This is a genomic window from Rhizobium sp. YS-1r (assembly GCF_000757525.1).
Taxonomy (GTDB): Bacteria; Pseudomonadota; Alphaproteobacteria; order Rhizobiales; family Rhizobiaceae; genus Neorhizobium; species Neorhizobium petrolearium.
In genome coordinates, this window is record NZ_JPYQ01000003.1 from 1 (window position 1) to 18,560 (window position 18,560).

The following is an 18,560-nucleotide window of genomic DNA, read 5'->3' on the forward strand; positions in this document are numbered from 1 at the left end:
GCGCCATTTCGTCAGCGTCGACCAGCTGGCAAGCCGCCGGCGCACCGTGTCGGGCGCATGCGGTCCGGAAGATCGAAGGAAGCGTTGCTCGCGCAGGCTTTGCTCAACAGCTGCAGGCATGCCGTGGTGAGGATCGATGTCGCGCTGGTCGGGCTGCCACAGATGGTGGGCGACGAATTTCAGTAGCAGTGCCTCGGGCGCCGGCCAGGGGAGGGAGGCGCCGGTTGCGGCCAGCGACCAGGCCTGCAGATAGGCGAGGTCGGAGGTGAGGGCGCGCAGGGTGTTTTCGCCCATGCCCTCGTTGACCAGATGGCGCAGTGTTTCGATGTCCTGGTCGGTCAACAATTCGGCCAGTTCGTCGCGCCGGTCGATCGGCAGGACGGCGGCGATCGTGTCGAGTTGTTTGGCGCGGGCAGAGACGAGAACTTCGCTGTCAGTCGCCATGAGCGTAAGGGCCGAGCACGGTTACCCCCTCTTTCCGGGCTGCGGCGGCCAGCTTGCGGTCGAGGGTGGCCAGGGGCACGTTTCTATTGATGGCCAGGGCAAGATAGGCCGCGTCATAGGCGCTGAGGATGTGATTGGAAGCCAGGAGCAGGATTGATCCGTCGCCGCCAATCCCTGCATCGTCGAGCGGCAATCGTCGCACCCGCTCCATGCCAAGTAGCGCGCCTCCCGAAGCAATCCGGCCACGCCTTTCCGACATGACCAGAATGTTGCGAATTTCGAACCAGAACAGTGACGGCGCAGGGCAGGGCTCCGCAATCGAGGCGATAACGGTCTCGGCCGCATCGCTATACTCTTCCGGTAGCAGCCAGGCCGCTACCAGGGATGCATCAATGACGAAGGACATTATCGGCGCCCTTCGTCCCGCCAGGACATGATCTCATCGTGAGAAGAGGGCTTTGCCCGGCCACGGGCGGCCCGCACTTCATTGACCAGAAGCTGAAGATCGGTTTCCCCGCGGATCCGGGACAGCTTGGCAATCGGGTCGTTTCCGCGTGAGATGATCACGTCTTCGCCGGCTTCGACCCGGACGAGCAATTCGGACAGATGGGCCTTGGCCTCGGAAACCTTGACGGTGGTGCTCATGACGCGCTTCCATAAAACGGGTGATTTTCGCCGAGGATAAGGCGGCTGCGGCAGTTGGTCAACCGGTAGATCTTCTAACATACGATAAGGGTTACTTATCGGAGGTTATAACCCCAACCGCCAATCATACCATGTGAGGAACTGTAATATTTATATAGAGTTCGTTTAAGAAATCATTTACCATGATTTCAATGGCTTACGATATCGCGAAAATCAGCATGACAGCGCTGATGCGGCCGGCATTCGACGCCGGTGCTGCGTTGACCCGTCTCGACGAGCGCATCGCCCGTTCGCCGGTCGGTCGGGGCTGGATCGAACGCGCCCATTTCGCCGATGCCTGCGCCTCTTTGTGGATCGACGGCGAACTCGTCCATCTCGAAGACCTCGTCCTCCACGACGCCACAAAGGATATTCGCACACCCACCCATGAGCTGACAATCGCCCGTGACGTCCTGAAAACCCGCCGGCGCATCGCTGGCCAGTCGCCGGACTGGGCTTTGTCCGCCGACGGTATCCGAACGTTGCGACAGACCCAGGCGTGGCCTGGACCATCAGACGGTTCTGATAGCGCCGCGAACGTCCGCAGAGTTGAGCCTGCACAGCTGGTCGAGCGGAAAGGGGAAGGAGATGATGGTGAGGGTGACAAAGATCTGCTTGGCGTCGACCTCGCGGCCATCGATGCGACGCTGGCCCGATCGTCGGCCGCGATCGAGGACGCAACACGTCCCGGCCGCGCCGGCGACCGTGCGACGGCCAGCCGTCCGGAAAAGGATCCGATGATCTATGATCTCGACTGGGACGAAGATGCCCGGCTCGACGAATGGCGTGCTGTGCTGCGCCAGGCCGAACACCTGCCGGCGGTGCTGCAGGCAATCGTTGCCCTCGACGCATGGAATGAGCTGTCCGTGCTGCAGCACGCCCCTTGGCTTGGCAGGCTGTTGGCCGCGTCGATTCTTCGGCAGGCCGGCATCACCACCGGTGCCCATCTCGCCGCCATCAATCTCGGCCTCAAAACCATTCCCGTCGATCGGCGCCGCCACCGCGACCGGGAAACCCGGCTGCTCGCCATCGCCCACGGACTTTTGTCAGCGGCCGAGATCGGCATCAAAGAACACGACAGGCTGACGTTGGCGAAAACGATGATGGACCGGAAGCTGGTGGGACGGCGTTCGTCTTCGAAATTGCCGGAACTGGTCGAGCTGATGATGGCGAAGCCGTTGGTGTCGGCCGGGATGGTGGCGAAGACGCTGGAAATGACGCCGCAGGCGGCACGGCGGATTGTTTTGGAACTCGGCTTGAGGGAGATGACGGGCAGGGGGAGGTTTCGGGCATGGGGGATTATCTAGGCCCAAGCGGCGCAGGACCAGTGCGGAAGTCCTTGGGCGCCCCACCTCTCGAACTACTCGCCCGCCCCGTTACAACGGAGCGCCACGCTTAGGGAATCGATCCCTTTCCCCGTCGGCCCCGGACATGGAAGCTCCTGCGGCCGCCTTATTCCGATCCGGGCTTCAAGAACTCCGAAATCCCGCGCTGGCGGTCGACGCCACACTAATTTCTTCGATGATTTCCATCCGTGCGAAGGTGCTTCCTCCCTTTGGGAGATATGCCACATCAGATCGTCAATAGGGATGTCTTGTGGCGCTTGGGCATGCCCGTGTGCTTCACGCGATGAAGCCCGGAAAAATTCAACTGTCCACATGTTCGGAGTAGGCGTATTTTTTGTTCTTGACATTTCCGGGCTACATCCCACATTTGGTTCGGCGTAGTGGTATGGTTAATGCCTCCTTGATAGCATAAGCAGCATATGTTGTGCCTCGTTGCATCTTGTGACTCAATATGTAGTATGCTGTAACATTGGAATTGCCGGACTCACGTCGCTTGGGCCGCATTTGGACATGGGTGAACGCATGAACGCAATCGTCGAGAATATTCTGCTGCCCCGTAAAGACTTCGGCGAGGCATGGGACGCGATCAAGGTGGAGGCTTCGGTGAAGCAGCGGCTTCTCGCGCAGTCGATCCTCTCCCTGCAGCTCCGCGAACGATTTGCCTTTGAATCGATGCCGATCCACGGCTTGATCGTCATGACCGGGCCTCCGGGGACGGGCAAGACCACGCTGGCGCGCGGCCTCGCCAACCAGGTCGCGAAGGCGCTGGGATCGGTTCGCTACCTGCAGCTTGACCCGCATGCCCTGGGCAGTTCCTCTCTCGGCAAGAGCCAGAAGGAAGTCTCGAAGATTTTCCAGCAGACGATCCCCGAGTTCGCCGCCAACGAGCCAACGATCGTCCTGCTTGACGAAGTCGAGACCTTGGCGGGCGACCGGCAGAAGATGAGCCTCGACGCCAATCCCATTGACGCGCACCGGGCGACCGACGCGGCGCTGGCCGGCATCGACCTTCTCTCCCGCACCCATCGCAATACGCTCCTGATAGCCACGACCAACTACCCGAAAGCGGTCGACCGCGCGTTGCTTTCGCGGGCGGACTGGATCGAGGACATCGGTCCGCCGAACGCCGAAGCCCGCCGCGAGATCATCCTCGACACGCTCGGCCTTCTCGCCAAGCACTGGACGAAGGTCGGCGACCTGAAGAAGGACATCGCCGCATTTGTCGAAGCGTCGGAGGGCATGGACGGCCGCAGGCTCAGGAAGGCCATCACGGCCGCCGGGGCGATTTCCATCGACATCGCCAAGGACCTCAACAATCTCAAGGCCGACCATGTGATCGCGACGCTCAAGCGTGCTGCATCGCAGGCGGACGTTCAGGGAGACGCAGCATGAAGGTGAAGCGTACCATTGCATCCATTCCCAAGCGGTCGGCCGCCGAGACCTGGCGCACGATCCGGGAGCTCATCACCGGGACGGGTTCGGTCGACGCCGACAAACTGTTGGCGGCCGCCAGCGTGATGGAATCGCTGATCGCCGACGAACACCCGACATCCGTTCCGATCGTCGTCAAGGGCGTGGGGTCACGGCTCGTCATCTACTGCCTCTATGGCGAAGACGCCATGGAGGCAGACCTCGAGGTCGAGAAGCTCACCTGGAACCCCACGGCGGGCAACTGGGCGATGACCGCCCCGACCGACGTCGACGACGTCAAATGGATGAACGACACGCTCGCGAAGCGGTGCTCGCGCATCACCGTCCACGACGTCAACACAACCGTCGACGAGGCGGAGGAAGACTCCGCGGCCACAGCGAAATCGCTGGCCGTCAACTGGGGAGCGATCGAATAAGATGGCCGTCAGCACGCACAACTACACCAGGACGAACACGGCCATCTACGTGTCGGACAAGGTCCGCAATCTGATGCGGCTCCTGATCATCAACTACGGCTTGGACCCGACGGAGCTGGTCGACGCTTGGTCGGACTGGGTCCAGGACGCGGCGCGCCAATGGATGGAAGACGGCGACCTCAGGGGGTTCGCGATCGAGTTCTACAAGCCGGGGGCGTCAGCAGTCTCCGCACGGTGGGAGTTCCCGATCCGGTACGATGGTTCCGACATCGACCAGATGTGGATCGACACCGACTTCCTGAAAGGTACCTTCGCCAAAGCACCTGCGCCGCCCGCGGGATGCACCTATCGTATTCTGCTGCAGCCGACCGCGAATGCGAGGCCGCTTCCCGGGATCGGAGACGCGTCGAAGCTCAGTCTTGCGGGCCTGACAGCGCGCGAGGCGGGAACGGTGATTGGAACCCCCGACATCATGGCGTCAGCAAGGTATTACAGATGATCACGACCGAGGAAGCATTCGAGAAGTTCCGCCAGCGCCTTGAACTCAGCGAGACCGAGCGCAAGGATACCATCGAGCGCCATGAGGAAGTCCGGGGTGTGATCAAGGGCGATTTCGTGGTCGATCGCGACATCCTCACCGGGTCGTACAAGCGCCACACCAAGACCAAACCGTTGAAGGACGTCGACGTGTTCTTCGTCCTCGGCAAGAAGGAACGCGACAAGTATCGCGACAAGCCTCCCGCGGACCTGATCAATGCGTTCGTAAAGACGTTGCGCGCCACGTACGGTGACGCCGCCGTCGAGCCGGGCCGTCGTTGCGCCACCGTCGAGTTCGATAAGAACACGACCGACGAGGAGGGTAAGGTCCTGTCGATCGACGCCGTCCCCGCCTTCGACATCGGCGACTGTTACGAAATTCCCGACCGGATTCGCGGCGATTGGGTGAAGACCGATCCGGAAATCCACATGGAGCAGGCCATCAAGAAGAACAAGGAGCTTGGCGGCAAGTGGATTCCCTTGGTGAAGATGATCAAGCGCTGGAACCGTTCAGCTGGCAAGCCGATCAAGCCGGCCTTCCTGATCGAAGTCATGATGCAGGACCTCGTCGACCCGCCGTTCACCACCTATCCCAGCGAGGTGCGTCGCTTCTTCGCCGCCGCGCTGGATGGTATCGAACGCGAGTGGCCCGATCCCGCGGGCTATGGGCCTCCGGTTTCGGAGCAGATGACGCCGGAGTTGATCAAGGCCGCCAAAGAGACGCTCCGTCAGGCCGAGATGAAGGCGGCGCGGGCTGTGCAGCTAGAAAAGCAGGGCAAGCAGGGCGACGCGATCGCCCTGTGGCGCGAGATCATGGGGCGTTATTTCCCGACGAAGTGAGGTGTGGCGATGGCGGATGCGGTGCTGGCCCGGCAGCAGGGTGATGACTTTCAGGCCCGGATGTTCTGGCTGAATGCCGCGCTCCTGCTGCGTGGCGACGGGATGGTGACGAAGGTCGCCTTCGAAACGGGCCCCAAGGCTTTCGACGACGTGGTGATCGACTACGCCGCAGGCAAGGGTCCGCTCGACCACCAGGGCTTGCGGATTTCGCGGCTTCATAAACAGTGCAAATGGCACGTCAAGCCGGGGGATTTCGGCGCGGCAGAGTTGCTCGTGCCGAAGTTCATTGGCGGCGAGAAGCATTCCTTCCTGAACAGGGCGCGCAACGCCCAAGTCGCCTTTGCGCCGACGGGCGAAGGAGCGATGTTCGAACTCTTGACCAATTGGAACCTGCGGCGCGCTGATCCGCTGTGGAAATTGATCCGCACTGAATGGAACGCGCTCGACCTCGACCTGCTTTTCGATGGCGGCCCTGGCACCGTCATGGGCAAGCTGCGCGCAGGTTGGGCAGATCATCTCGGCATAGACGAACCTGAACTCCGCAAGCTTGCCCGGACCCTGGTGCTTCACACGCGGCTTCAGTCCGGTGCTCAGCTTCGCGAGCAATTGAATGATCGTTTCGCGTCGGTCGGCATGCGGCAGATCAGTTCAGCGCAGACGGGTTTCGAGTATGACGACCTCATCCGGAAACTTCATCTGCAGGGCCGCAAGGAATTCGACCGCAAGAGCTTCGGTGAACTTGTCCGGGAACAGAAGCTGCTGGCCGGACCGCCGGAGCCGGAGAGGACCATCGTCGGCGTCCGTTCCTTCATGCACCCGATCGACAATCTATCGGCCCGCGTGCCGGACATGCTGGACCTGATCGGAGATTTCGACGGACGCTATCTGAAGGAGGGCAAGTCCTGGAATGGAGACCTTCTTCCGCGAGTGCGCGAGTTCATGGTCGGTGCCGCGCAACAGGGCGACCATATGCGCCTCGTGCTCGACGCCCATGTGTCGCTTGCGTTCGCCGTCGGATCGATCCTGAACGTGAAATCAGGAAAGTCGATCGAAATCGAGCAACGGACGGATGGCAAGCGCTTCTGGAAGCGCGACGATGTTCCCGTTGACCCCGAGTGGCCCGGAATCGTGGTCGAACGCGTGGAGATGGAAAACGACGGACCCGAACTCGCCGTCGCGATCGGCCTGACGCACGACATCGTGCCGATGGTGGAGGATTATTTGCAGTCGCGTCCCGACATAGGGGCATTGCTTGCGGTGAGCCTCGACAAGGGATCGGCGTCCGGGGAGAGCGTGAAGTCCGGCTCTCACGCGATGAAGCTTGCGGAGGCCGTGGCAGCGGCCGTGCGGAAGGAAAAGCGCGGCTCGACGTTGCATGTCTTCATCGCCGCGCCGAACGGATTCACATTCTTCCTCGGGCAACAGCAGCAGGCGCTTGGTCGAACGGTGGTTTACGAGTGGGACCACGACGGTCCGCGCGGCAGCGGCTATTCCGAAGGTATCGTCGTCGGATGACGGGTGGCCAGCCGATTCCGGCTATCTTTCGGTTCGTCCGAAAAACTGGGTGTAGGCATCGCCCGCGTCTTCCAGCTCGGCCTGGTACGCAGGAGATTTTCCGTCGAAGTGCAAGAGCGTGAGCTCGAAGTCGTAGCGGTCGGTACGCATGCACATCTCCACCACGCTCTCTGGGAACCAGACCCCTGCTGCCTGACGAACTCCGGTCAAGGCTTCGTCGCCCCCAACCTTTCGGACCGCGAGGCTGGAGGCGGGCATCTCGTACATTTCGTTGCGGGTGCGGATGTATCGCCCTGACTTCAGCGCGGCCTCACTCGGCTTGGCCCAATGGGCATAGCCTTCCGTGGACGAGATGACCATCGCCCTAGTCCTGGTGTAGCTCAGCCACCGAAGTGTCGCCGCGGTGAGGGAGACGCCATATCTTTGGGCGGCACGCCCCAGGCGTTCGAGATCAGCGAGTTCGTTGGCGGGAATAATGCGCCGAAAGTCGTCGAGCGGCATCAGAAGGGTTGCGGCGAACTCGTTCGCCTCCTTTTCGATGTCTTTCCCGGAGCCATGCTCGACCGCATCCTTCGAACAGTAGAAGCCGCCATCGAAGGCCGGGTCTTGATCGACAAGGTGTCTATGCACCATGAAGTGGCCGAACTCGTGCGCGACCGTGTAGGCACGTCGCCCGGGGCTCTGACGGCGATCATAAATGATGCCCCATCGCCGCGGTTTGGTTTCACCGGGAACCAGCGCCCCTTCGCAGCCATCCAGATCGTCGGCCACGATCCGTTCAATATACTCGCCGTGCGCCCCAGCCGTTTTCCGGGTGTACTCGAGCGCCAATGCTTCAACATCGACTGGGCCTCGGTCGAACCGGTCCTCGCCAAGAACCGCATTCAGCATCAAGGTGATGTCGTTTGCAGTGCGCCGCGGCGACTTTTTCATTCCTTCGCATCACTCCCAAGCAATTTCGCCATCGCTCTGATCTTTTCCCGCGTGGCTTGGGGCATGTTGCTGTATTCCCGGAAGAAGGCTTTGTCTTCGGCTGCTTCCAAGGTGGCCTCGCGCCCAATGAGATAGTCGATTGTAACATCGAGCACGCCGGCTATTTCTGATAATTTCTCAGCCGATGGTCGCGGGGGATTTTTGTTCTCTAGTTCCCAGATGTAACTCTTTGACGAGCCCGTTGCCGCAGCAAGGTCGTCCAGCGTCATCCCTTTTTTTGTCCGTAACTCTTTTATTCTTTTGCTGAAAATCGCGGTCGCCATCTCTCAGCCCTCATTGCGCAAGGTTCGGAGTAGGCGAATCCTAACTCCCTTCTTAGGCGACTTCAACCACCTGGACCTTAACGTGACCTTACGCCGCGCTGTTCCATCTGTAACTTTCAGACCGACATTTCAGATTTCGCCGGGATCTACGCTTAATCGTGATGGCGGAACCATATAGGTGCTTCTTACGGCAGGCGACGACGACCGGTATCATGGATTAGGCGTGATCGTCGGGCGGCCCAAAGCACGTCGGAGCTGTTTGAGGCGTGTATCGTCGCTCACTTTGGGAGTGCGTGCGAGCCGGTCGAGAATCTCCCCGGTATAATGTGGCCAGCGGCTAACATCGGTCGGCAACAATCGGAGCAGGACCTCGAGAAGGGCTTCGGGGTCGGTCTCAATAATCCCACGCTCGCCATCAGAATGGATGGTATAGGCATCAAAGTTATCGCACGGAACAAGCCGGCCGACGATCAGGCTCGACACGTCTGTGAACAGGTCCCCCGTCTTGAACAAGAAGGTGCTGAGGGCGCGCGATATCTCCGCCGACTTCAGTGCCTTCTGAAGCGGCCAGACCTCGCTGAAAAAGAGAACGACCTTTTCACCTGATACCGTCTTCCTCTGCAATCGCCGTCCGAGGTTCCACAGCACCTGAGTGCCGAATTCCGACCCTCCTTCGACAATGGTTTCTCGAAACTGAGCATTCGTGAATGGTGGCTTCTTCCGGTCCGACCATTCGACCCACGCGTATAGAATGATGTCTGCCAGGCTGTCGGTTATGGGCTTGCGCCGCGATCCCTCGATAACTTTCCGAACGATCGAGGTTCTCATTTTCGTGAGCAGTTCCGGTGGCGGCACCTTGTTGGCCCACAGAAAACCATCCCAAAACGCGTCGCCGTCGGCGTTTTCGGACTCCATGCTCGGCATGATCGTGGCCTCGGCCCATTTCGGATCGATCAGCCAGAAGAACACGAATTGGAACCCGGCGAAGACAAGTGCTTGCCGACGGAGGTCGCCAGGCATAGCCAAGAGGGTCTCCATCTTGGCTTTCCAGTCCAGGTCGAGCCCTGACTTTCGGCGCCTCCCCGAAAGGCTGGCGTCTTGGAGCAGGACTTGCGTCAGCTTTCCGACGGGCCTGTTCAGGCCGTCATCGGCCCAGTTCCGCTCGGAATATCTCTCGCCGCCGGCCGCCGGAAGCGCAACAGCAGCTTCTACCAACTTCAGCCACAGCGTTTCGAATTGATCTGGGAGCTCAGCCCTCAACCGTTTCGCGAGCCGCCTCATCCATTCTGTGACCGAATAAAGGATCTCCGCCAGTTCTCCAGCCGCCATCTCAGCAAGCCTCGCGCAGATCAGATGCAACAGCCTTGTGGGATCCCGCTCCCTCTTTTCCGATCGAAAGAAGGATCCCCATGCTTCCGCATGCATCCTGCCATTCCTTGCTTCGTATGCAAGTGCGGCCAGCGCTTTGACAGGGCGACGGTCAACCAGCCCGGAGAATGGATCGTGCTGGACATGCGTACGATAGTCGATGCCCTCTGCCGCCGCCGCCGTCGAGAGGATCTCGGCGATCGGAAGCGAAATGAGACTGTCGGGGTTATTTCGCGTTTCGATTGAGAAAACTCTCGGTTGTGTGTCCTCCACTGCGTCATCGACGTCGGGTAGCTGTCCACCAAGACGAGCCGCGAGATCGGCGATCATCCGGTCGACCTCGAACGAAAACTGCAATCCCTGAGCAGCCAGCCACCGCAGCCGCTCAACGAGTGCTCGATCGTTATATTCCGCGCTTCGGCTGGGATTGTCCCAGGGATAGCTGGTCGACGTTAGCTTTTGCTCCAGTCGAAGACGAGCGCTCTGCGAAAACTCGCCCCATCGAATCCCCAAGGCCATCATGAGGTCACGCTGGTGGAGGCTTCCCCAGAAAGCCTTGTCCGATAGCCCGACCAGGACGCCCGCCGCCTCGTCGGCCGACGTGATGCTTGGCTGCCCCGCCGCCCAGATGCGCAATCTGGCGAAAATGCCGTCGTCGTCGATCGGCCATCGGAGAAACTCGGCATGGGCGGCCGGCGGATCGATAGCGGCCAGGCGACTCATCGTCCTTTGCGTATCCAGGACCGGCCCCACAAGACCGTGGCCATTGGCGTCCAGAAGTTGCCCGGCATTCTCGTAGGTCGTTGGCAAGTAGATCCAGTCGCTGCTGCGCACCTCTTTCTCAAGCGATTTCGCATATTCTAGGTTTTCGCGGAGGCGCGCAACCGCACTGCCGAGCATCTCGGGCGGAATTTCCACCTCGATATGGTGCCTTGGATAGTCGATGCTTAAGCTGAAAGGGCGATCATCGTCGGATAGGCGCATCTTGAACGCTGCCTCTACCAGCAGGCGCGCGCGGCGGGTGCTTATGAGCTTTCGCACCATTTCATCGGACCATCCGACCGCATTCGCTTCTGCCGAGACGGCAAAGGCGACCTGATCGGGGTCTTCACGGCGGTCGTCCCAGGTCCTCAATAGATACCGCCATCCCCGGGCGATCTCGGCAGGAAAAGTGTCACCCTTGTCCCTTAGTTCCCAGGTCACGAGAGATTTTGCCCGTGGGTGAAGATCGGGCTGTTTTACGGCCCACGAAAAGGCTTCAGGCTGGTGCGCGACCTTCATCAGCCACACGGCGAGAAGATCGAGACGGCTTGGGAGCGGGTCCGCCGTGGCCGCGCCATGCCCGTGGAAGACACCCGATCGCCGCACCGGCACGGGAGCATCCGTCGGGTATAAATCGAAACCGTCCCAGCTGTTCTTCGGGACCTCTCGAGGTCGCATGATATAGGTGAATTCGTCTTCGCTGGGTTTAGGAGGCGGTGGCGGTGCATCGTCGTCGAGGCCGAACTGATCGAATGGATCGACACGCCCTTTCGAGAAGCTCGCGTCCGTCTCGGGCTGTCCGTAGCGCTCTTTTGGATCGATAACCCGAAGCCATGAGGCGGGAATTCCCCCGCCTGGGAGCTGTATCAGCCGACGGACCCCTTCTGTGGAGGAAAGGATGTGGGCGACCTGGCCACGTTCGTGCGGCGGCAGCGCCTCGGGACCGGCAACTGCTTTCTTGAGGACGCGGTCATGCCATCCATCGACGTCGTTGGCGCGCTGCGACCATGCTTCCAGGGTTGACCACAGAGCTTCGTGACCGTTGGACGGATCGTAGGCCATCGCATGGACGCCCTTGTTCTCCCAAAGGGAAGAGGCGACCGCGCTCTCGCCGGACTGAAAGGCGTACATTCGCCCATCCAGCGCGGATGCTCCTTTCAGAGCCTCGAGTAGATATTGTACGGGCGGGTCGTCGGCCGAATAACCGAGAAACACAATGCTGAAACGGGAGAGTAGCGACTGAATGAATCTCGCGGCCCAGCCGTCAGCAAGATAGGCGCGGCCGAAATCGCCGCTCGACAGTACAAATCCTTCCTCGTCCGAGCCGACATAGGCAGGATCGACCCGTCCGTGGAGATGGATCACCGCATTGAGCTCGGCCCGCTTCGGGTCAGGAAGATGTGCCGGACCGATTGATCTGAGATCCGGATTGCAGTCTTCGAACAGCCGATCGAAGTTGGTCGTAACCAAACGTACGGCGCCCGACTTCCGGCCGGCCAGATCGAGGACCAGTTCGTGGGCCGATAGATCAGCGGCGTTCTGCGGCTTCAGTGCCGCTGCGACGGCAGCATGGATATCTGGCGCGTCGAATTCCCGCTCAAGAAGAGAGAAAACCCTGTCCGTTGCAACGAAACTGCCGACGCCTTGGATGGGATCGAGTGTTGTCGCGAGTTCGAGTAGCTTCCTCGCCGGGCTGCCGCTTGCTGGTCCGAGTTGGTCCATGACCTTTCGAGCCAGTTGCGCGAAGTTCGAAAGCCCCGCCCGAGCCTGTGACACCCCTGCGCCGCAGAAAAAAACCACCTCGTTCCTGTCGCGGGCAAGCAGCAGGTCGTCAGGGATCATCGGGCCGTGGGCAGTGAATCTCATGCCGTAGATAAAGCAAGCGCGATCGCCCTTGTCGAGATTGTATCACGTCTATCAACTTCCTTTTAGAGTTGAGGATCGGCCGCCTGATTGCGGATTTCTGGTCAGTTCGGGTGCTATTGTTTTGAAGGAGGTGTGGGCCATCGGCTCGCTGCGAGCGGAGCGCACGCTATGCCGATGGCATGGAGTCGACCTTTCAGCCGTCTCCGCCGATCCCGGTGACGATCGCTTGTCCATAGGGCCCCATAGCACCCGATCATGAAGCCCGTAGCGCCACTTTTGCCTGCTTTCGTCCCACGACATCGCCGTCCGGGCGGATCGGGGGCTGACCGGTAGCGCAAGTGAACCCGTTTTCGCGTTCTAACTGGCTGGCGAACTCGCAGCCCTAATCAGCTTCGGCAGCCTTGTCGATCGACTTGGCATTACGACGCTTTTCGTCTCCCACGATCAGACTCTCCGCAGTTTCAGATCGTCGGTCGAAGCTGGCCGGTGGAAGCAGATGAGCTGGATATTGCGGTATGGTGCCACCGTGTTTAGATGTCATCTGCAATCACTGATAGATCGATTCCTGTGGCAAGATCCGCGTCCAAATCAGAAAACTCCCGGAAACAAAAGCGAAATGCTCCTAACAGCAAGCCGCGCGATAAGCGGCGCGTCGCGGGAGGGGCCGCGACAGGGGGCGGGGTCAATTTTCAGGCAGCGGTAACAGCCATCGCGTACGCCTATATGGTGCGCGGACGGCCACTCAAATGGCTCGACGGACTCCATGACGATATTCCTGTTTCGGTCGATGCAGAGACTGGTAAGGGCGGCGACGATATTCAGCTCGTCCTGAAAGGAGGCGGGCGATGCGATGTGCAGGTCAAGCGAGGGTTGCAGCGCGGCGACGATCTCTGGGACCCCTTGCTGGCGATGGGAAAGGCGATTACCGAAGGTAAGATCGGATTTGGGGTTCTCGCGGTTTCGACGAGCAGCAGCAGCACCATTCGCGAGGATTTAGCAAACGCCATTTTCAGGATAGGTGATGGCCGTACCGACGATCTTCCGGAAATCGCCGAGGCGTTCCTCGAAAAGCTCGACACTGCCGGTTTGGCTCGATCGGTCTGTAAGACTTTGCGCATCGTCACTCTCTCGGCAGCCACGCATGACGGAGCATCAATTGCTGCCGCACGCGCTGAACTGGGGCATGTCTGTCGAGCTTGGACGATCGATGCGGCCTGGAACACGTTGTATCGCGACGGAATCGAGTTGATCGACCGTCGCGGCCGACGCGAACTTTCGTCGCTCGTGCAGCTTCTCAAAGCGAATAACGTTGCATTGATCGATGACGTCGGATCGCCTGCCGGATTGCTCTCGACTTTGGCGGATTGGACAATCAGGACGAATGCGACTTTCTCGATTTTCGGAGTGAAGAAGCCGCTTCGGCTCAGTGAGGCGTGGATACCGCTGCACGCAATCGTTCGTGAAGAACGGGTAGTCCCTTCCGACCCGATGGCTGCCCTCCACGCATATCAGTCTTGGCACAGTCGCGAATATTCCCGCGATACTATAAGCATAGATCCTGAGACGCTCGGCCGGTTCATCAAACTCGCTGTTCTGGTGGCCGGGCCGGGCATGGGAAAAACGACGCTGTTGAGCAGGATCGCTCAGGCCTATGCGAAGGACGGCATCCCGGTTCTCAATGTCAGGCTCGCTTCAGTTGCCGCGCGCATGCAAAGCGGCGAGACCTTCGAGGAAGCAGTGTTTGCGCTTGGCTTGGCCGGCAGCACGATATCAGCCGAAGCTGCAAGAGGGGCTGATATCCGTAATTGGGTGCTCCTCTGTGACGGTCTTGACGAAACGGGAGCCGCCCAAGTGCAGATTGCATCCGCGGCAGAGCGTTTTGCTATGGGTCATCCGGAGTGCCGGGTCATCGTAACGACGCGGCCGGTCGGATACCACGCTAGCGATCTAGGCGCCTGGCGGCACTATGACATCGTGCCAATAGATCGCTCAGCCGCACATCAACACCTGACGCGACTCCTGCGCGAGATCGGAACCCAAGGATCGAGACCTCTTGATGACCCCGCGGACATCGCCAGAGCCGAGTTGGAAGAGGACGCTGTCGCGGCGACGATATTGCGCTCGCCGCTCCTTTTGTCCCTCGGCGCGTCGCTGATCGCGCGAGGCGGCTCGCTGGGCCTAAGTCGAAACCGGCTCTACGAACAGCTCTTTGAGCTCGTCGATGAAGCTCCGAACTCGAGGACACCCGAGCCGCCCGCGCAATCGCTCGTACTTCGTCGGTTTCTCGACATCCTCGGATGGCAGATCTCTTCCGACCCTATTGCATCGGCCAACACCGTTGTCGGTAACTGCGCGAAGATCCTTGAAGAAGAACTTGGAATGAAACCGCTCGCAGCTCAGGCGGAGGCACAGTCTTATTTGCGTTATTGGCAGGATGTAGGACTTATAGAGCGTGTCGGCCTGCAGGGGGCGGAGACCCTCACCTTTCTCCACAAGACGTTCGGTGAGTTCGCAGCAGCGCGCTTTCTAGTGGCGCTGCCCTTGGCTGAAAGAACGGCTACGTTGTCGTCGATCCGCAGTGAGGAGAACTGGGAGGAAGTGCTGAATTTTGCGGCAATGCGTGGTCTTGCCGGAGACGTCTGTACGCTACTCATGGAGGGCATTGCGTTTGATGGACCCGGAATTGCCTCGATAGTTCGATGCCTCGAGATTTGTGGTGAAGCAGACCTCGCACCAAGCGAGCAGGTCCGTCACGCGATCCTTGATTACGCGCTCGAGGTGATAATGTCGCCGCGCCGAGAGAGGGCGGCCGAAGTCGGTATCGCAATGGTTCCTCATGCGCAGCGCTTTCCTGACGAAGTGGCGGCACGCTGCGCGGACCTAACGTCTCATCCCCAATCTTGGACGCGTTTAGCTGCCTGGGCCGCCTTGGTCGCGGCTGGACGGCACCATCTCGAGATATCGCGTCTGCAGATGATCATTCGCGACGAAGCTTCGCTCGCCGAGTCTGGCATATGGTCGAGCCACAGTGGCCGCCTGGTGTTCGGGTCGGGCAAAGAGCGTGATCTGGCCCAGGCCTTCGTACTTGGCGGCGCGCGACTGTTGCTGGAACATTATCCAGGGCCGGCGACCGACGAGGCCATTGCTGCAGCATTGCGCACCGAAAGCCTGGGGAGCATGGGATTTCTCCAGCGAGCTTCGCGATTGCTGAAGGAGTTTGGAAAGCCCGCCAATGTTTGGCCGGAAGCGACCAAGAACTCCCTGGCCCGGCTCATTCCGTCGACCGACTTCCTGAACGCGCAGCGCAAAGCGTTTTCCGCACAACTTGATGCTATTGACGGTTGCGGGGGAACAGTAGAGGTCCAGTCGGCTGTAAAGTCCAAGCTGCTGAACCTGAGCGCGCTCTTTTATGTGACTAACTATATGAAACTTCCACTCAGCGACGTCTGGAATTGGCAGGAACCCTTCGATCCAGGCCCCGTCCGCGAGACGTTGCGCGCCGCAATCGAAGCGTCGGGCATTCCACGAGATATCCTCGAGCATGAGGTTCGGATCGCACGCAACGTCATCGTGGAAGGCGATGCATTTGTTCATCTTTTCCCACTCATCGCCGACGTAGATATGAGGCCTGTAGACTGGAAGCAGGCTTCAGCCTGCGAACCGGATCTCCAGAAAATCGAAGCTGCGCTCTATCATCGGTCCCCATGGGTAATCTGGATAGCCGCCACTCTCCTGGAGGCGCTTGCGGACAAGGCCACATTGCAGGACATAGCGCGACGGGCTATTGCCGGCGGACAGGGCGAGACGTTATGGGCGGCGGCGGGACTTGCCGTTGATCTGGACAAAGCGGAAATGGCTTCGGCCATCTACGACCGCCTGCGCGACGATCTGTCATACGGCTGCGGTCACCTGCTGCTCGCACTTCCCGACTTGGCGGCCCCCGTGGATGCCCGCCTGCTCGTAGCGCTCGAAGCCGCGTTTCTGCACGGCCTTCTTGAGACCGCGATGGCGGCAGGCAAATTGGCTGTGCGATATGCTTCACCCGACGTCCTGGACCTGCTCCCAATTCTTGACCGGGCTGCCGCGCATTGGAAGATCAAAGAGATGCCTTATCCGAAGAATGGTGGTGTTGTGCCGGACAGTCCGCGTGCGGCGATCGCCGAAGCGCGAGCCGCCATCCAGGCGCCGACCTACGAAAATCTAAAGACCTATCTGACGGACACGCGTTCGGATATGCGTGAGCTTGGTTCTAAAACCTTGGTCACCTGCCTTTCCGGACAGCCCCAATTGGCGTTAACCTTTCTCGCGGACATCGAGGAGGGAGCACTGTCTGCGGATATTCTCGACAAGGCGTTGACGAGCGGTGTCGCCTGGAAGGCAGAACCCATCGCAAAGGTGAACGGCTTTCTGAATTCCTCCACAAAGGCGCTACGGTTTGCGGCTATGGCCGTCTTGCGGCAGGAATACTGCCAGCCGGACTTCATTCGAAGTGAAGCAACACGGATGACAGAGGATCCTGATCGGCAGATCAAGGAGCGGGCCTACCGCATTCTCGATCTGTTGCAAGTCTGAGACCCCGGTGCATTTGTGCCACTCGGATCTTTATTGTCGGTCGAGGACATTATCGTGGATATTCAGCGTCTTGGTTTTATACACAACGGGCCGCAGGTTCGAATCCCTTCAAGACCTTACTATGTTCTGGCAACAGCGATGTTGTGCAAAGCCATTGAGCGAACTCGTCTCTACGTTTCTGGCGGACAATCCAGGACCAGAAGCGGCAATAAAAGTAGAACATCTTGGTTTGGCGCATTGCTATTCATCTGGAAGGCGCACCCTACCGTTCAGTGTTTGAGACGTGGTTAAGTGCGATAATCCATTTGCCGTTACGCTTGCGCATTAGGCGGGTGTTCACGCCGGACTGGTTTCCGACGGCGCGTACCAGCTTGTAATCGCTGATCAGTTGCGCTGCATCCGGTGCCAGCATTTCGATCCGGATATTGGAGAAGGCAAGCTCGCCCTGTGAGCCGGGGGACCCGCCATAATCGTCGATATAGTGGTCCAGCGTTGCCTGCCAGTCCTTCTGGATCTTGCCTCGCGAGACGAAGATCACGTCAGGATTTGCGAACCCAGCCATGTATCCGTGGAAATCCCCGCGGTTCCAGGCGGCCTGCATCTCTGCGATGACATTGCGAATGGCGTCTTTTTCGATCGTATCGGACATCGATATGCTTTCTTCAAAGGTGACTTTTGGCGGCGGCTTCGTCTTCCTGTCGCTGGCGCTTGAGAAGGACTTCCTGGGCCGCGGAAACGAGGTGGCGGCGCAACGCGTTTTCTGCGGCTTTCGGGTCCTGATCGAGAATGGCGTCAACGATCTGCTGATGCTCGCGGCAGGAACGCTTCAGGCGACCCTTGTCCTTCAGCTGATATTTGCGGAAAGGTGCAAGCTTCAGCCTCAGGGTCTGCGCGGCCGAGATGAGATCGCTGTTGTGGCTGCCCTGGAAGAGCAGGCTGTGAAACCGTGTGTTGATCTCGTTATAGGCTTCGTGATCGCCCTCGTCGGCCAACGCATTCATGTCCCGATGCATGTTTTCGAGCTCCGCTCGCTCGCTCATCGTCATCCGGTGTGAGGAAAGCCGGCCACAAGTTGCCTCAAGTTCCGCCATCGCTTCGAACATCTCGTCGATACGCTGCGCCGAAATCTGGATGACGACGACGCCCTTGTAAGGCTCACGTTCGGCAAGACCGCGGCCGCAAAGAATGTGCAATGCCTCGCGAACCGGCGTCCGCGAAACGCCGAACTGCGCCGCGATCGATGTTCCATCGAGACGTGAACCCGCCGGGATGTCGCCATTGATCACAGCTTCCTCCAGCTGTTCTGCAACGAAATCACTTCGACTTTTCTTGGCGTTAGCCGGAGTTTCCAGCATCAGGCATCCCCCTTTGCCCATTTCGGGCTGTCTGCTTGTATCGTTTTGATCGCCCAATCGGCAAGATATTACACAATCCCCTTGCAATGTCGGCAACAAATATACAGTATGTCCACAGAGAGGGGCTGTCGCATGCGATGCGGCACTTAACATTTAGATTTGTATATA

At 59.6% G+C, this 18,560-nt stretch carries 14 protein-coding genes and 1 pseudogene; 7 read left to right on the forward strand and 8 right to left on the reverse strand.

Annotation, left to right across the window (positions count from 1 at the left end; translation table 11 throughout):
* The 3 genes and pseudogenes from JL39_RS03395 to JL39_RS03405 form a co-directional block, all read right to left on the reverse strand.
* Positions 1 to 444: pseudogene (locus JL39_RS03395) on the reverse strand (integrase); the annotation flags it as partial.
* Positions 434 to 850, reverse strand: a complete 417-nt coding sequence (locus JL39_RS03400; RefSeq protein WP_037146307.1) for a type II toxin-antitoxin system VapC family toxin — start codon at positions 848 to 850, stop codon at positions 434 to 436. The gene JL39_RS03400 and the pseudogene JL39_RS03395, both read right to left, overlap by 11 nt.
* Positions 850 to 1,089, reverse strand: a complete 240-nt coding sequence (locus tag JL39_RS03405; protein ID WP_037146308.1) for a type II toxin-antitoxin system prevent-host-death family antitoxin — start codon at positions 1,087 to 1,089, stop codon at positions 850 to 852. Before JL39_RS03405 ends, JL39_RS03400 begins: the two co-directional genes overlap by 1 nt.
* Before the next feature lie 182 nt (positions 1,090 to 1,271).
* Here JL39_RS03405 and JL39_RS03410 point away from each other — a divergent pair, with 182 nt between their 5' ends.
* From JL39_RS03410 to JL39_RS03435, 6 genes are all read left to right on the forward strand, one after another.
* A complete protein-coding gene (locus JL39_RS03410) occupies positions 1,272 to 2,435 on the forward strand; it encodes an RHE_PE00001 family protein (protein ID WP_037146309.1) in 1,164 nt (387 codons plus the stop codon).
* A gap of 561 nt (positions 2,436 to 2,996) precedes the next feature.
* Positions 2,997 to 3,866, forward strand: coding sequence for an AAA family ATPase (locus JL39_RS03415; protein ID WP_037146424.1), 870 nt, complete (start codon positions 2,997 to 2,999; stop codon positions 3,864 to 3,866).
* Positions 3,863 to 4,321 carry a hypothetical protein gene (locus JL39_RS30415; RefSeq protein WP_052182635.1) on the forward strand — a complete coding sequence of 153 codons (459 nt, stop codon included), beginning with the start codon at positions 3,863 to 3,865 and terminating at the stop codon, positions 4,319 to 4,321. The genes JL39_RS03415 and JL39_RS30415 overlap by 4 nt, the downstream gene beginning before the upstream one ends.
* Before the next feature lies 1 nt (position 4,322).
* Positions 4,323 to 4,820, forward strand: coding sequence for a hypothetical protein (locus JL39_RS03425; RefSeq protein ID WP_037146310.1), 498 nt, complete (start codon positions 4,323 to 4,325; stop codon positions 4,818 to 4,820).
* Positions 4,817 to 5,698: a CBASS oligonucleotide cyclase gene (locus JL39_RS03430; RefSeq protein ID WP_037146311.1), complete on the forward strand. Its 882-nt coding sequence runs from the start codon at positions 4,817 to 4,819 to the stop codon at positions 5,696 to 5,698. The genes JL39_RS03425 and JL39_RS03430 overlap by 4 nt, the downstream gene beginning before the upstream one ends.
* Positions 5,699 to 5,707: 9 nt before the next feature.
* On the forward strand, positions 5,708 to 7,213 hold the full coding sequence (locus tag JL39_RS03435) for an SAVED domain-containing protein (protein WP_037146312.1): 1,506 nt from the start codon (positions 5,708 to 5,710) through the stop codon (positions 7,211 to 7,213).
* A gap of 21 nt (positions 7,214 to 7,234) precedes the next feature.
* Here the strand turns inward: JL39_RS03435 and JL39_RS03440 are convergent, their stop codons facing one another.
* From JL39_RS03440 to JL39_RS03450, 3 genes are all read right to left on the reverse strand, one after another.
* Complete coding sequence (locus JL39_RS03440; RefSeq protein ID WP_037146313.1) at positions 7,235 to 8,146, reverse strand: ImmA/IrrE family metallo-endopeptidase; 912 nt, start codon at positions 8,144 to 8,146, stop codon at positions 7,235 to 7,237.
* Entirely contained in the window at positions 8,143 to 8,469 is a 327-nt protein-coding gene (locus JL39_RS03445) for a helix-turn-helix transcriptional regulator (protein ID WP_037146314.1), read from the reverse strand. The genes JL39_RS03440 and JL39_RS03445 overlap by 4 nt, the downstream gene beginning before the upstream one ends.
* Before the next feature lie 210 nt (positions 8,470 to 8,679).
* Positions 8,680 to 12,441 (reverse strand): SIR2 family protein, encoded by a 3,762-nt coding sequence (locus JL39_RS03450; protein WP_037146315.1) that lies wholly within the window; start codon positions 12,439 to 12,441, stop codon positions 8,680 to 8,682.
* A gap of 558 nt (positions 12,442 to 12,999) precedes the next feature.
* Between JL39_RS03450 and JL39_RS03455 the strand changes: the two genes are divergently transcribed.
* Positions 13,000 to 17,037, forward strand: a complete 4,038-nt coding sequence (locus JL39_RS03455; protein WP_152601031.1) for a hypothetical protein — start codon at positions 13,000 to 13,002, stop codon at positions 17,035 to 17,037.
* Positions 17,038 to 17,299: 262 nt separating this feature from the next.
* Here the strand turns inward: JL39_RS03455 and JL39_RS03460 are convergent, their stop codons facing one another.
* Positions 17,300 to 17,686 (reverse strand): nuclear transport factor 2 family protein, encoded by a 387-nt coding sequence (locus tag JL39_RS03460; RefSeq protein ID WP_037146317.1) that lies wholly within the window; start codon positions 17,684 to 17,686, stop codon positions 17,300 to 17,302.
* A 13-nt stretch (positions 17,687 to 17,699) separates the two neighbouring features.
* A complete protein-coding gene (locus JL39_RS03465; RefSeq protein ID WP_052182636.1) occupies positions 17,700 to 18,392 on the reverse strand; it encodes a GntR family transcriptional regulator in 693 nt (230 codons plus the stop codon).
* Positions 18,393 to 18,560 lie beyond the last annotated feature (168 nt).